Origin of the sequence: Streptococcus sp. 2020WUSS084 (assembly GCF_044427445.1) — a bacterium.
Classification (GTDB): Bacteria; Bacillota; Bacilli; order Lactobacillales; family Streptococcaceae; genus Streptococcus; species Streptococcus suis.
Map to the genome: position 1 here is coordinate 178,983 of NZ_JAOTGC010000001.1, position 14,748 is coordinate 193,730.

Sequence of the window (14,748 nt, forward strand, 5' to 3'; positions counted from 1 at the left end):
GAGTGATGAAACGAAATGTATTGATTACAGGTGCAAGTAGTGGTATTGGCAAAGCAATCGCTTATGTGTTTGCTGCTAATGGTGATAATATCATCATTACAGGACGAAGATTGGACAAACTAGAAGAAATTAAGCAAGATATTGAAAAGCAATACCATGTTCAGGTATCAGTTCATTCATTTGATATTACGAATATGGAACAAACGATTGTAAATTGTCAAAAAATCTTAGAAGAAGTTGGACAAATTCATATTTTGGTAAACAATGCTGGTCTGGCATTGGGATTGGACAAATTCCAAGACTATGATTTGACTGACATGATGACAATGATTGATACCAATATTAAAGGATTACTAACTGTGACACGTCAGTTATTGCCACAAATGGTTGAAAATAATGAGGGTCATATTATCAATATTGGCTCAACGGCCGGTATTTACGCCTATGCAGGAGCTGCTGTCTATGCTGCAACCAAATCAGCTGTCAAGGTGCTTTCAGACGGGATCCGTATTGACACGATTGATAAAAATATCAAGGTAACTACGTTACAACCCGGTATCGTTGAGACTGATTTTAGCCAAGTCCGTTTTCATGGAGATAAAGAGAGAGCAGCGACAGTCTATCAAGGAATTGATGCTCTTCAAGCAAATGATATTGCCAGCTGTACTCTATTTGTTGCAAATCAACCTGCACACGTGCAGATTTCTGATATGACCATTATGGCAACCAAACAGGCAACTGGCTTTACTATTCATAGAGATTAGAGGGGAGATTGCTAGAATGAACAGAAAATATTTAGCACTCGCTCTTGGCTTGCTCACTATCATGTCGCTTTCTGCCTGTCAAACTGAAAAGAAGGGCAGTTCCGCAAGTACCTCAACTGCTGATACCCAGGTTTCTAATGCCAATACAAGCACGTCATCAACAATCCAACGTGAGATTTCTCTTAGTTCTATGGATATAGATGCTCTAATGCAAGGCAATTACGATAGTATACTAGGCACCTGGCAAAATAGCCAAGGAAATTCACTAGTCTTCAATAGCAAAGGATTAGTAGCAGATAGCCAGTCCTTACTTGGCCGAGGAAAAATAACTGACGGAATTTTTGAAACAGGCTATGTAGACGCAACGATTGGCGATGTAACACTATTAATGATTCCCAAAGGAACACAAGCAAATACAACTGAGATAGACACTACTGACTCTACGCGCGATAGAATGATTGTAATAAGCCAAGAAACAACAGCAGACGTGGTAGATGTCTATTATCGCTTGACCAATTCAGCCACTAGCGGTATAGACCCATTAAAAAATGCTGAAACAGGCGTCCAGTTGGATAGTGGACCAAAAACGATTGATTATGCCAACTCAATTTTAGGCGAAAACAATTGGCGCGTCATTGAAGGTAACTACACGCGCACCGAATCTATTCCTTATAATATTTTGGAAGGCGATGATAATGCCCGTTACACTATTTACCAAAACGGTGTTATTATCAATGCAGATTATCAAATTGTTTATCAACCATAATGATTCTCTAGGAGGTTAGAAGTGACATTCACATCATTTGAACCAACACGCAATGTTCAAGATTTTCATTTGGCAGCCTTTGCCTACTATGGTGGACTAGATGTAATCGACCAACTCAAGCCAGGAACACCTGTTCAGCTAGTCGGAGAACCTTCAAACCCACATGACTCAGAAGCTGTAGCAATCTTTTTTCAGGACACAAAGTTAGGATATATCCCATCGGATAAAAACTCACTAATCAGTCGGTTAATCTATTTTGGACACGGCGATATTCTAGAGGCACGTATTCAGATGTCCAATACAGAAAATCATCCTGATCGCCAGTTTCGAGTCGTTGTAAAACTGAAAGATAATCGTAAGAATGGTTAGGTCGGTAATTTACCAACCTAACCATTTTCTACTTAACACGGAGCTGTGCTCTCTGTTTTTGTTCTTCAATAATGCTTAAAAAGGCTGCAAACTCCCTATCCAGGCGATGTTGGTAGGCCTTATTTTTTATTGTGAGATCTTCCAAGAACACTGGATAGGTTCCTTTTTTATACAATTCTCCTTGAAAGAAGAAGCGGTCCGATAATTTATCAACTGAAACAAGAGAAGAACGCCAGCGGCTTTTACGAGAATGAGAAGGTTTCCAAGATATTTTTAATTGCTTCTCATAAAAGTACCAGCCCATAATATAGATTTTAATAGTCTGATTTCGTTTTCTGTCTTGATAGAAACAAGGAACTGCATAAACATTTCCATGCTTTGTTTGCAAAAAAGGATGGAAATCTTTTATCTTTTCGTATTCTTTCTTTGGAATAAGGGTTAATTGATTATCCTTAATAACCTTCTTTTCATCAATAGTATACGAATAACGGTAGGGGTCATAAATGGTTGATTGTCCACGCGCTCTATAACGCTCTGCCATTTCCTTAAAAATAGGTAGACGTCCATAACCATCCATCAGACTAGATAGACTAAGTCCTCGTCGATTATTATTTTTTTTCACACCAAGAATCTGGCAGGTAGGCCAATAATTGATAGGAATGGCTCCTAATCCGACCAGAAGACCGGCGCTGTCAAAATGACTGGCAAAGCGTACCTCACGAGTGTGACCAGTCTCATTTTTCAAATCAACAAATACAGGTTGCTTGTCCTGTTCAAAAACAATTATATAATTTCCAGAAGACTCCGTATTTTCTCTAAGTGGAACGGTGTAGAAGTGGTGAAAATTTGGTAATTCTAGTAACTTTCCAAGTGTTGATGTTTTCATAACACAAGTATAACAAAAAATATTTTTCAAATCCACAAAAACGTTTAATTTGTTAAACAAAAATATAAAGAAGCTGGGAAAGACATCCATGACGACTTTCCCACTCCCACCGTTTATTCAAGAATAGGTGATAATTGTCTTATCTACCAAATCTTCTAAAGCCTAGCGCGATTCTTCTGATAAACGCAAATCTGCAAGGGTTTGTTCTGAAAAATAGTAGGGATTTAGACTATCTACAAATGCAGAAATTGAAATGACAGCTTTCTCCAATATCAGAGATTTTTCAGTGTAAGCAAAGGGAATAGCAGACCAATCATCACTCTCGAACATTTCTAAAATATCTTTTTGAACTTGAATTTCAGCCTCATTTTTAGCTGAAACTAGGATTGTTTTTAGTTTAGCACGAAAACTCTCCTTGTCTTGCACCAAGTCTTCCAAGGTCAGCAAGCTTTCATCTGCCTTCTCATAAAAAATATCTAATTCCGTCTCTGACGAAGTAGTCACATGGAGCCAGTCAGCCTTGATACTGGTTTTCATTACTGCATAGGCAGAAGTATTTTCAAAGGGGCTGCTGCGCGTTTGAGGATAGAGAACAATCCACTCTTTCTGGAATAGATTGTCAGGTTTAGCTATTTTCAGTTCCTCCTCAGAAGCTGTACCAATCCGCTGGCTGATAGCAGTAGTGTCATCTTGCTGAAAGAATCCAATGATACGCGGATTTTGCGGACCGCCAATGGCATCAATTTTTGTTCCCAGATCATTAATAATGCGTATGTTCAAGGCATGACACTGCTCATTTAATAGTCTATTTTGCTCTTTTCCGAGCCAGTAGATTCCAATACAAGATAGACCAGTGGCAATAAGCAAGACAAGTAACAGCACTTTCGAGTATTTCAGCACAGCCATCACACCTTTCTAAAACGTTTTCAGTCATATATTATCATATATAAATATCAAAAGCAACTATTTTAAGGTACCACATTAAACGGTTACACAAGTATATAAATTCTAAGTTTACGACAGGAATGTTTAATGATAAAATATAGGTAAATTCGAACTCATAATTTAATAGGTGTAGATACAACACCGTTGGAGGATACTATGGATGAACAAAATCAATTCAATTGGGTAAACTTTTATAAGGAATTTGCTTGGAAATTACTAGACTATAAAGATAATAGAGCAGAGCTGGTTGAGAAAGTAAAAGCTATCTATACCAAAACCAAGATACATATGCCCAAGTTAGAAAAGGACAATCAACTGATAGATATTGATCCTTTTACGATATTTGGACTCTTCAATAAGAAAATAACAGAAGAGAATCGCATCAAAATTCTGACAGCTATAGCAGAATTATTCAACCTCCACACGGAAATCCCATCCTCTTTTGAAAGCATACCAGTACTGAATAATCAGAATGCGACTTTCTATTACTTCATCGGAGATCGTGATGAGAATGATATTGATGACTTATGGGAACTTTTCATTGCTGCTTTGACCTATAGCAAGGAGCCTACGGCTGAGAAGAAAGAAAAATTTTCACACTATTTTGATTTGGCTATAAACAAGAAAGGAAATGGCAACAGCAAGATTACGATGGCCTTGTATTGGATTGCTCCCGACTTTTTCTTGAACTTAGATAGACAAAATAAAAAATATGTGTACGAATCTGGGGAGATTCCTACTGACATTGTCCAAAAATTGCCAAAGATGAAGTCAAAAATTTCTGCCGATGAGTATTTTTACATTTCAGATTCTATACTTCAATATTTAAAGAGTGCAGAGAGCAAACTGAAAAATTTTAAAGAATTATCATCCATAGCTTGGAAATACAATCAAGAAAAGAAGGAAAGAAGTACTGGAACAATTTCTCCACTGGCTGATGAAACTGATACTGGAAACGAGATAGGTAGTGAAGAGGTAGTAGAAGATAGCTATACGAAAAATCACTTCCTATCAGAAGTCTATATGACAGAAGAAGAGTATGATCAATTAACCTCCATACTCCAAATGAAAAAGAATATCATCTTACAAGGAGCGCCAGGAGTTGGAAAGACGTTTGTTGCAGAACGCCTAGCATTTTCATTAATGGGTAAACCAGATTTAGAAAGGGTCATGACAATTCAGTTTCACCAAAGCTATTCCTACGAGGACTTCATCATGGGCTTTAGGCCTTCGACAAGTGGCTTTGAGCTGAGAAGAGGGGCATTCTATACTTTCTGCAAAAAAGCAAAGTCTGACAAGAGTCATGATTATTTCTTTATTATTGATGAAATAAACAGGGGAAATTTGAGCAAAATTTTTGGTGAATTGTTTATGCTGATAGAAAACGACAAACGAGGCAAGTCTTTACAGCTCCTCTACTCGGATGAGCAATTCTCAATTCCAGAAAATCTATATATCATCGGCATGATGAATACCGCAGATAGGAGTTTAGCCCTACTTGATTATGCACTGAGACGACGCTTTGCCTTCTTTGACATCAAGCCAGGTTTTTCAACTGCGGGATTCAAAGATTATCAAACAAATCTGAAAAACGAAAAATTCGATAGACTCATTTCCTGTGTAGAAAAGCTAAATCAGGCCATTTCAACAGAGGAAGTACTGGGAGATAGCTTCTGTATTGGGCATAGTTACTTCTGTGGTTTATCGGCAGAAGTACTGGACCAAGGTTTGCTAGAAGCCATTGTTGAATATGAACTGATTCCTCTCTTGAAAGAATATTGGTTTGATGAACCGACAAAAATTCATGATTGGAGTAGTAAGTTAAGGAGTACCATCCAGTGATACCTGTCCAAAATATCTACTATATGCTATCCTACGCATTCAAAATCCTTCATAAGCAGGAATATAAACGGATCGCTACTGAAGAATTTAAAAATGCTGCAGATCTACTGGCGGAAATAATGATAATCAGCCTCTCGATACAGGTGAAAAGAGGACTTGGTCGAGAGTATCGTTCTCAAACCGAGTCACTCTCGGCACTTAAAGGTAAAATAAATATCTCTGAATCTTTAACACCTCCGAATTGGCGTAGAAAGCAACTTGTTTGCCAATACGATGATTTTTCTCTTGACAGTAGAATGAATCGCATTATCAAAGCAAGCATTGAGATACTGCTAAAAGCTGATATAAGCAGGGACAGGAAAAAGAAATTGAGAAAACTCTTAGTTTTCTTTGGAGAAGTCTCAAAAATTAATCTACACTCAATCAATTGGAATTTACAATACAATCGAAACAATCAATCGTATCAATTACTAATGTCAATCTGCTATTTGGTGGTGAATGGATTAATTCATACAGAGAGGGAGGGGAATAAGAAATTGATGAATTTTCTTGATGAGCGGAGGGAATCCTTGCTATATGAGAAGTTCATTCTTGGATATTATAAAAAGCATTATCCCCAAATACAGGTTACCGCCTCTCAGATACCTTGGGCACTAGATGATGGTTTTGGAGAAATGCTCCCCATCATGCAGAGTGATATTTACCTCAAATATAAAGATACTATATTGATTATTGATGCTAAATATTATTCTAGTAACACACAGATTCGCTTTGATAAGCGCACACTCCATTCAAATAATCTATACCAAATTTTTACCTATGTGAAAAACCAGGCTTATCGCCTGTCAGATTCAAACGATACAGTAGCAGGAATGCTTCTATACGCTAAAACCGATATAGATATTCAACCTAACCAGGTCTACCAAATGCATGGAAACCAGATTAGTGTCAAAAATTTAGACTTAAACCTGCAGTTTGCAAGTATTGCTGAACAACTGGATGACATCATTACATCGCATTTTGTATCTCCTCCAAAACGGTACTAGTTAGAGCTTTAAGCTAGAAAACAAAAGGCCTTAGTTAGTGTATAAATACTAGCTAAAGCCTTTTTTGTACATTTATTCTTATTGCAGAGTTTTTATCATTAACAGAATGATCTCTTCCAGTTCTTCACGTTTCTTGATTGGAAGCTTGTTTAACTCGTTCAATACATTGTAATTTGTTGTTGAATCTACTACTTGGAAAAAGTCAGATACTTCAATTTCAAGAGCAGAAATGATTTTTTCAAGAGTATCAACTTTAATATTCGAACCTTTTGTTTCGAGATTGGAAATATAGTCTATTCCGACCTCTGCTTTTTCACTTAACAGTTGTTGACTCAGATTTTTCTCTTTTCGTAATTGTCGAACACGTGTACCGATATATTGTTTTAATGTCATTTGTTTTCACTTCCTCACTACTATATAAATGATACGAGGAAATGAAATCAAATATAACTAGTTTTTATACTAAAAATAATAAATAAATTTGTCTACAGACTAATTTTATATGCTATAATAGTCTTAAACAAATATTTTTTGTTTACATTAAAAAAAGGGGAATCATATGAGAACACAAAGAAAAGTTGTAAATTCACTTACTTTAACCGTCGCCCTTGGAGCATCTGCTACAAATCTTCAGGTAAAAGCTGACGAAGTGATTACTCCAGTGGTTGAATCTACGGAAACAGTCGTAACCGCAACACCAACTACTATTTCTGCTGAACAAGTGGAACAAGCACAAGAAGTCGCATCTGCCGACGCAAAAGCTGTAGAAGCTCAAACAGCTGTCGATACAGCAGCTAGCCAAACGCTTGCTACAGAAACTCAAGCAGTGGAATCATTGACAGAAGCCGTAGCGCAAGCATCTACTGCACAAGAAGCCCTCCCAGTAGCTGAGGCTGAAGTAACAACTCAAACAGAAGCAGTTGCACAAGCTCAAACAGCGGTTGAAACAGCTCAAAAAGTTGTAGACTCGACGAAAGCTGAAGTTGCAAGTGCACAAGCATCTGCAGATACAGCAAATGCAGTTGAAGCTCAAGCATCAGCTACTTTGGAAGAAGCAAAAGCACAACCAGTAGTAACTGCTGAAACAGTAGACGCTCAAATTGCTGAAACTAAGAGCACTATTTCCGAAAAAGAAGCTGAAGTAGCTAAAACAGCAGTAGAAATTGCCGCGACTGACGGTAAAATTGCAACGGCACAAGAAGCGGTTGATAACCACAAACCAACTACCGTTACTGAAACAGTCGCATCAAGTAATTATGTTGAAGCATCAGGCGACGACCGCGATATGGAAGACATCATTCGCGAAACATTCCCTGACGCAAATCCAGCTGATTACGCACGCCAATTTGAAACCGTCATTTTTGATGGTGAAGACACCAAAACAGTTGAATTGACAGCTGAACAAGCTAAAGAGTTAGCTGAAACGGGTTCATTCACTTACACATTCGATGCAAAAGCTGTATCCGAAGAAGTGGTGAATATCATTAATGAATTGCGCCGTATCAACGGAATTACATTGACACCACGATATGGTAAGACTCAAGACGATATCGCGTTGAATGTAACAGACGAAATGCTTGAATTAGCTAAAGCTCGGGCTCAAGAATTAATTACAAACTTTTCACATAATAGCACTATTAATACAGGGCTCGCAATGGAGTCAATTCAACGCATGGGGAATAATGAAACCACATTAATAGCCAAATCAAATGAAGAACTAGCCTATAACATTGTTCTGAATTGGTTTAGTGAATATAATAATATGCGAGTGAGTTTTGGTCACCGCATCCACCTCTTAGGTTATGCGACAGGTAACCTGGCTATTGGAATGGTAACCGACAACAACACAACGTACTTTGCATTGTTATCAGCGGCAAATGCGCGTGCTGTTCGCTTCGAACAATCAACAGTCGATGGTAAGTTGACACAAACTTACAACGGTGAGCGTTTGAAATTCTTACCAAAACGTACATTTAACTATGTGACAACTACAGTAGTAGACAATAGCCAAGCGCTTAAAGACGCAGTCGTTGCCCTTGAAGCTGAGAAATCAGCCTTGCTTGCGCAACAATCACTTGCATCTGACGCATTGAATCAAGCCGTATCAGCTCTTGCTACATTGGAGCAAGCTAAGACTGACATTACCCTTGCAAATGCGAAACGTACAGCTGCAATCGCAGAAGCACAAATTGCATTTGACAATGCAAGCGCTACAGCTAAAACAGCAAACGCTTCGTTGCGTCAAGCTCTAGCATCACAAGAAGCAGCTCTTGCAAACTTGGAAACAGCTAAGGGTGAACTTGCAGACGCACAAGGTGAATTGGCAACAGCTAAGGCTAAAGTCGCTGAATTGAAATCATTGCTTGCAAATCAAGACCAATTGCTTGCTGATTTGGAAGCTGCTAAGGTGCGCCTAAGCGACGCTGAAGTGGCAAAAGGTGAGTCAAGCGCATTGCTCGCTGAATTGGTGGCGAAAGCTGAAGCATCACAAGCTGAAGCAGACCGTCTTGCAACCTTGTTTGCATTACAAGAAGAATTCAACACAGTGATTACTGAAGATGAAGTAACAGCAACGCCAAAAGATGCCCCAACAGCACCAGCACCAGCGTTGCCAGCGGTAGACTTCAATGATTTGTTCAGCAAACCATCAGAAGAGCCACAAACAACTGATGTGGCAGTACCGAAAGATGGTGATAAAGGTCAAGATTTGAATGTTATTGACAATGTTGATAATGAAAAGACAGTTGTCGCTCCGACAGTTTATAAGCCACAGGCAGGAATTACTGTTCAACAAACTGCCACTGGAGAAAAAGTAACTTATTCACGTGTTGAACGTGCTCATACATTGCCAAATACAGGCTCAGAGGATAATATTGTTTTGATGGGCATTGGAGTTGTCTTAGCTGGTCTAGGTCTTGCAGGAGCAAGAAGACGTAGACATGGATAAAATGGAACTGATTTACAATATTGTGAGTGTGAGGAGATAAATTTATGAATACCTATTCTAAAGAAGAACTCATGGAAATGTTGGGGTATAGTTTTCAAGTTCTGAAAGCCGTAAAAGATTTAGACGATGCTATTTTAAGGGTGCAAGATAGAGCAGCTAATAAAATTACAGGAAATTATATAAAGCTTCGTTCTTGGTATAACAAAGCTCTTGCAATTTTTATTTTATTTTGTATTGTATTAGGTGCTCTCCAAGGAAAATATGCACTTGGGATGCAAACAATCCAATTACTTGAAACAGCAAAGATTAGGTCATCTATTGATTCATTATTCTAAGTAATGTGGTGAAACAGAATTTTGAACTTCTTAAGATTAGATAAAACAATTGAATTTAAAATTAAGAGATAGTGAATAATAAGCATCACTATCTCTTTTTGCTACGAGTAATATATAAAAAACGAAGCCCAACCTTGAGCTTCGTTTGGAGACAATTTGGAGACAGTTCAAACCAATTTATCTCATTTAAATGCTTTGTATAGGAGTTAGAATGCTGTTAAATCAAGGATTCTTAGCTAAAGTTACTCTTATATATTATTCCCACTCAACTGTTGCTGGTGGTTTACTTGTTATATCATAGACGATGCGGTTGACGTGGTCTACTTCGTTTACGATGCGGACAGAGATTTTTTGAAGAACATCCCATGGTAGTTTGGCAAAGTCAGCTGTCATTCCATCGATAGAAGTGATAGCACGGATGGCGATGGTGTAATCGTAGGTACGACCATCTCCCATGACACCTACGGAGCGAACGCCAGTATTAACCGTGAAATATTGCCACACATCGCGGTCAAGACCCGCTTTTGCAATTTCCTCACGCAAGATAGCGTCAGATTCGCGAACGGTTTGAAGTTTTTCCTCAGTGATTTCACCCATGACACGAATGGCAAGACCTGGTCCTGGGAATGGTTGGCGCCATACAACTTCATCCGGCATACCAAGAGCAGTACCGAGGGCGCGAACTTCATCCTTAAAGAGAGTATTGAGCGGTTCAATCAACTTGAACTGCATATCTTCTGGCAGACCACCAACGTTGTGGTGAGATTTGATTGTCTCAGCAGTATCCGTTCCTGACTCGATAATATCGGTATAAAGCGTTCCTTGCGCTAGGAATTCAACATCAGTCAACTTGCTCGCTTCATCGTCAAATACGTAAACAAATTCATTACCGATGATTTTACGTTTCTTCTCAGGGTCAGATACGCCAGCAAGTAGGTCTAAGAAACGCTTAGCAGCATCGACGCGAATAATATTGAGGCCAAATTTACCGCCCAACATTTCCATAACCTGATCGCCTTCATTCTTACGAAGAAGTCCGTGGTCAACGAAGATACAGGTCAATTGATCACCGATAGCGCGTTGGAGAAGGACCCCAACAACAGATGAATCTACACCGCCTGATAAACCGAGCAAGACTTTCTTGTTCCCAACAGTCTGGCGGATTTTTTCAATTTCTGTTTCGATGAAGTTTTCCATTGTCCAGTCGCCTTTGGCTCCACAGATACCAAACGCAAAGTTTTTCAAAATATCGTTTCCATATACGGAATGACGAACTTCTGGGTGGAACTGGATACCGTAGATACGGCGTTCCGTGTTTTCAATGGCTGCGTAAGGGCAGTCAGCAGAAAGACCAACCAGGTGGAAATCAGCAGGAATTTCAGTTACAGCATCCCCGTGGCTCATGAGTACAAGCTGTTCTTCTGGTGTTCCAGCAAAAAGCGCTGATTCAGTCTTCAGTTGAAGATTTGATTGACCATATTCACGATTTCCAGCCTCACCAGCAGGAACAACCTTACCTCCCAATTTATGGGTAATTAACTGCATACCATAGCAAATCCCTAAGATAGGAATACCCAATTCAAAGATTTCTGGATCAATATCAAAGGCATTTTCTGCGTAGACAGAGTTTGGTCCACCTGAAAGAACGATACCAATTGGATTGATAGCACGGACTTCCTCAGCTGTAATTTTATGGTTTTTCAATTCTGAAAAGACACCAAATTCACGAATTCGACGTGAAATAAGTTGGTTGTACTGGCTACCATAATCCAATACAATAATTTTTTGGACATCTTGTTTTGTCATGTTTTTCCCTTTCGTTTTGAAAAAAATTCAAATACTAGTAGTTATTTTAACATAAAAGCGAACATTTTCCAAATTTTATTTGTTAAATATCTGTTTTGCAAACTATGAGTGATAATAAAAATGTTAGTGTTCGTATTTTTATTGTTTTTACTCACTTTATTTTAGGTAATCTGACTTCATTGTTTGCCTAGGAGAATTTTACCAATAGAGTGTGGCCTGAATTAGCCAAACGCCTTTATTTTTGGTAAACTAGAAAGGAGAGAAAGGCTAGATAAATGAAAGCAGCATATATCACAATTCACGATAAAATTAAGGAACAAATCGATAACGGAATCTGGAAAATTGGTCAACGTTTACCAAGTGAACGCGATTTAGCAGATGAATTTGGTGTTTCTCGTATGACGCTCCGTCAAGGAATCACACTTTTAGTGGAAGAAGGTATTCTACAACGCAAGATTGGTTCCGGTACTTATGTCGCCAGTACACGGGTTCAAGAAAAGATGCGAGGCACGACTTCCTTTACTGAATTAGTACAACTCCAAGGAAAGACGCCAAGCAGCAAATTATTGTCCTATACACGAACCAAACCTAATGAAAAAGAAGTTGAACAATTAGGTTTATCCCGTGGCGAGTATGTTATTCGAATGGAGCGGGTCCGCTATGCAGATAATGTTCCCGTCGTGTATGAGGTTGCCAGTATTCCTGAACGCTTGATAAAAAATGTCCCCAAAGAAGATGTTACCAACCATTTCTTTAAAACACTTATGGACAATGGTTATCGAATTGGAACGAGCAAACAAACCATTTTTGCGCGTTTAGCCAATGAAAAAGTGGCTCAATATTTACAAATTTCTAAAAACCAGGCTATTCTCGCACTAAAACAGGTATCTTATCTCGAGGATGGTCAAGCATTTGAATTTGTAAATAGTCAGTATGTTGGGGAACGTTTCGAATTCTATTTAGAAAACAATTAACATAAAAATAATTATGTAAAACATTTTTAAAATCCGTAATCTTTCTAGTGATGACGGATTTTCTTATTTATAAAATATGGAATTTTTGATATAATAAAGTTTATGGAAATTGAAAAAACCAACCGAATGAATGCCTTATTTGAATTCTATGCGGCCTTGCTAACAGACAAGCAAATGAACTACATCGAGCTCTATTATGCCGATGATTATAGTTTGGCTGAGATTGCTGAAGAATTTCAAGTCAGCCGTCAGGCGGTCTATGATAACATTAAACGAACAGAAAAATTACTGGAAGACTACGAGATGAAACTACATATGTATTCTGACTATGTAGTGCGTAGTCAGATTTTCGATGAAATGCTGAATAAGTATCCAGAAGATGCTTATTTGAAGGAAAAAATCGCTATTCTAACCAGTATTGATAATAGAGAATAAGAGGAGAAGTATATGGCTTTTGAAAGCTTAACAGAACGTTTACAGAATGTTTTTAAAAATCTGCGTCGTAAGGGAAAAATTTCTGAGAGTGATATTCAGGAAGCAACCAAGGAAATTCGTCTGGCCTTACTAGAAGCTGACGTTGCTCTTCCAGTTGTAAAAGATTTCATCAAAAAAGTACGTGAACGTGCCATTGGTCACGAAGTTATTGAAACCCTGAACCCCGCTCAACAGATCATTAAAATTGTTGATGAAGAATTGACGGCTGTATTGGGGTCTGAAACGTCTGACATTATCAAGTCACCAAAAATTCCAACTATCATTATGATGGCTGGTTTGCAGGGTGCTGGTAAAACAACCTTCACAGGTAAGCTGGCCAACAAACTCAAGCAGGAAGAAAATGCCCGTCCACTCTTGATTGCTGCCGATATTTATCGTCCAGCTGCCATTGACCAGTTGAAAACCCTTGGTCAACAAATTGATGTACCTGTATTCGACTTGGGTAACCAGGTTCCTGCACTGGAAATCGTTCGTCAAGGTTTGGAGCAAGCCAAAGCCAATCATAATGACTACGTTCTGATTGATACAGCAGGTCGTTTGCAGATTGACCAAGCCCTTATGGCCGAATTGAGAGAAATCAAAGAGTTTGCTCAGCCAAATGAAATCCTCTTGGTCGTCGATGCTATGATTGGTCAGGAAGCTGCCAACGTTGCACGAGAGTTCAACGATCAACTGGCTATAACTGGTGTGATTTTGACCAAGATTGACGGTGATACACGTGGTGGTGCAGCCTTGTCTGTCCGTCACATTACTGGTCAGCCAATCAAATTCACCGGTACTGGTGAAAAAATCACCGACATCGAAACCTTCCACCCAGACCGTATGTCTTCACGTATCTTAGGTATGGGTGACATGCTGACCTTGATTGAAAAAGCCAGCAAAGAATATGACGAGAAGAAATCACTAGAACTCGCTGAAAAAATGCGTGAGAATACCTTTGATTTCAACGATTTCATTGATCAGCTGGACCAAGTTCAGAGTATGGGACCAATGGAAGATCTGCTGAAGATGATTCCAGGTATGGCTGGTAACCCAGCCCTTGCCAACCTGAAAGTTGACGAGCGTGAAATTGCACGAAAACGAGCAATTGTATCTTCTATGACAGCAGCCGAACGAGAAAATCCTGATTTGTTGACACCGAGCCGTCGCCGTCGTATTGCTAACGGTTCTGGAAATAGCTTTGTCGAAGTCAATAAATTTATCAAGGATTTCAACCAAGCGAAAACCATGATGCAGGGTGTCATGTCTGGTGATATGAGCAAGATGATGAAGCAAATGGGTATTAACCCCAATAATCTTCCAAAGAATATGCCCAACATGAATGGCATGGATATGTCTGCTCTTGAAGACATGATGGGCGGTGCAGGCATGCCTGATATGAGCCAACTGATGGGAGGAGCTGGTATGCCAGATATGTCCCAAATGTTTGGAGGCGGTTTGAAAGGTAAAATCGGCGAGTTTGCTATGAAACAAGCCATGAAACGCCAAGCCAATAAAATCAAAAAAGCCAAAAAGAAGAGAAAATAATCTCTTCTTTTTGGCTTTTTATTCGAAGAAGTAAGATACAGCAATA

General features: G+C 38.9%; 14 protein-coding genes. 10 read left to right on the forward strand and 4 right to left on the reverse strand.

Translation table 11 applies throughout. The annotated features are described in order from the left end of the window. Positions 1–5: 5 nt before the first annotated feature. The 3 genes from ODU50_RS00870 to ODU50_RS00880 are packed head-to-tail and all read left to right on the forward strand — an operon-like array spanning position 6 to position 1,899. Positions 6–764 carry an SDR family NAD(P)-dependent oxidoreductase gene (locus ODU50_RS00870; RefSeq protein WP_024385703.1) on the forward strand — a complete coding sequence of 253 codons (759 nt, stop codon included), beginning with the start codon at positions 6–8 and terminating at the stop codon, positions 762–764. A 16-nt stretch (positions 765–780) separates the two neighbouring features. After that, the gene (locus ODU50_RS00875) at positions 781–1,530 is read left to right on the forward strand and encodes a DUF6287 domain-containing protein (protein WP_029172409.1); all 750 of its coding nucleotides are present in this window, start codon (positions 781–783) and stop codon (positions 1,528–1,530) included. Positions 1,531–1,551: 21 nt separating this feature from the next. Beyond that, positions 1,552–1,899, forward strand: coding sequence for an HIRAN domain-containing protein (locus ODU50_RS00880; RefSeq protein WP_029172408.1), 348 nt, complete (start codon positions 1,552–1,554; stop codon positions 1,897–1,899). Between the two features lie 28 nt (positions 1,900–1,927). Here ODU50_RS00880 and ODU50_RS00885 read toward each other — a convergent pair whose 3' ends face one another. Both ODU50_RS00885 and ODU50_RS00890 read right to left on the reverse strand, forming a co-directional pair. Next, positions 1,928–2,875, reverse strand: a complete 948-nt coding sequence (locus ODU50_RS00885; protein WP_398581274.1) for a hypothetical protein — start codon at positions 2,873–2,875, stop codon at positions 1,928–1,930. 72 nt (positions 2,876–2,947) lie between these two features. After that, positions 2,948–3,691: a hypothetical protein gene (locus ODU50_RS00890; RefSeq protein ID WP_398581275.1), complete on the reverse strand. Its 744-nt coding sequence runs from the start codon at positions 3,689–3,691 to the stop codon at positions 2,948–2,950. Positions 3,692–3,886: 195 nt separating this feature from the next. On the opposite strand from ODU50_RS00890, the gene ODU50_RS00895 reads away from it, so the two are divergent. Both ODU50_RS00895 and mcrC read left to right on the forward strand, forming a co-directional pair. Beyond that, positions 3,887–5,572 carry an AAA family ATPase gene (locus ODU50_RS00895; RefSeq protein WP_398581276.1) on the forward strand — a complete coding sequence of 562 codons (1,686 nt, stop codon included), beginning with the start codon at positions 3,887–3,889 and terminating at the stop codon, positions 5,570–5,572. Continuing rightward, on the forward strand, positions 5,569–6,618 hold the full coding sequence (gene mcrC, locus ODU50_RS00900; RefSeq protein ID WP_002934997.1) for a 5-methylcytosine-specific restriction endonuclease system specificity protein McrC: 1,050 nt from the start codon (positions 5,569–5,571) through the stop codon (positions 6,616–6,618). The genes ODU50_RS00895 and mcrC overlap by 4 nt, the downstream gene beginning before the upstream one ends. Before the next feature lie 78 nt (positions 6,619–6,696). On the opposite strand, the gene ODU50_RS00905 is transcribed toward mcrC, so the two are convergent. After that, positions 6,697–7,011, reverse strand: coding sequence for a helix-turn-helix domain-containing protein (locus ODU50_RS00905; protein ID WP_044776260.1), 315 nt, complete (start codon positions 7,009–7,011; stop codon positions 6,697–6,699). Between the two features lie 166 nt (positions 7,012–7,177). On the opposite strand from ODU50_RS00905, the gene ODU50_RS00910 reads away from it, so the two are divergent. Together ODU50_RS00910 and ODU50_RS00915 are read left to right on the forward strand one after the other, a co-directional pair. Further along, a complete protein-coding gene (locus ODU50_RS00910; RefSeq protein WP_105153031.1) occupies positions 7,178–9,565 on the forward strand; it encodes an LPXTG cell wall anchor domain-containing protein in 2,388 nt (795 codons plus the stop codon). A 44-nt stretch (positions 9,566–9,609) separates the two neighbouring features. Then, positions 9,610–9,900 (forward strand): hypothetical protein, encoded by a 291-nt coding sequence (locus ODU50_RS00915; RefSeq protein WP_105153032.1) that lies wholly within the window; start codon positions 9,610–9,612, stop codon positions 9,898–9,900. A gap of 255 nt (positions 9,901–10,155) precedes the next feature. Here the strand turns inward: ODU50_RS00915 and guaA are convergent, their stop codons facing one another. Next, entirely contained in the window at positions 10,156–11,706 is a 1,551-nt protein-coding gene (gene guaA, locus ODU50_RS00920) for a glutamine-hydrolyzing GMP synthase (protein ID WP_105153033.1), read from the reverse strand. A 275-nt stretch (positions 11,707–11,981) separates the two neighbouring features. Here guaA and ODU50_RS00925 point away from each other — a divergent pair, with 275 nt between their 5' ends. The 3 genes from ODU50_RS00925 (at position 11,982) to ffh (ending at position 14,702) form a co-directional block, all read left to right on the forward strand. Continuing rightward, positions 11,982–12,680 (forward strand): GntR family transcriptional regulator, encoded by a 699-nt coding sequence (locus ODU50_RS00925; protein WP_002943214.1) that lies wholly within the window; start codon positions 11,982–11,984, stop codon positions 12,678–12,680. A 102-nt stretch (positions 12,681–12,782) separates the two neighbouring features. Further along, positions 12,783–13,115 (forward strand): putative DNA-binding protein, encoded by a 333-nt coding sequence (locus tag ODU50_RS00930; RefSeq protein ID WP_014735854.1) that lies wholly within the window; start codon positions 12,783–12,785, stop codon positions 13,113–13,115. A 12-nt stretch (positions 13,116–13,127) separates the two neighbouring features. Next, entirely contained in the window at positions 13,128–14,702 is a 1,575-nt protein-coding gene (ffh, locus tag ODU50_RS00935) for a signal recognition particle protein (protein WP_105153034.1), read from the forward strand. Positions 14,703–14,748: the final 46 nt, after the last annotated feature.